Annotated in this window: 1 protein-coding gene; it reads right to left on the bottom strand. The window is 71.4% G+C overall.

Translation table 11 applies throughout. The annotated features are described in order from the left end of the window. The coding region (locus tag PU683_RS22270) for an outer membrane beta-barrel protein (RefSeq protein WP_277174677.1) at window positions 1–259 on the bottom strand (259 nt) is incomplete at both ends.

Raw genomic sequence — 259 nt, 5'->3', positions numbered from 1 at the left:
GACCTCGTAGGCGGTGCGCAGGCGCAGGCTGTACTGGTTGAGGTTGCGATCCGACTGACGCACCACCCCGCCGTTCGACAGGCGCGCGTCCTCGAACTCGGAACGATCCACAGCGCCGCTCGCGGTCACCGACAGGCGGTTGAAGCGCTGGGTCGCCCCCACCGTCCCGCCGTAGATCGCGAGCAGCGGGCGACCCGTGGCGGTGGCCGCCTGGAGGTTCGGGCTCGTCGTCCGCGGGGTATCGACCAGGACACGGCCC

Origin of the sequence: Candidatus Kosakonia sp. 282A-S69, assembly GCF_029433855.1 — a bacterium.
Taxonomy (GTDB): Bacteria; Pseudomonadota; Gammaproteobacteria; order Enterobacterales; family Enterobacteriaceae; genus Kosakonia; species Kosakonia cowanii_A.
This window is presented reverse-complemented; position numbering and strand designations above follow the sequence as displayed.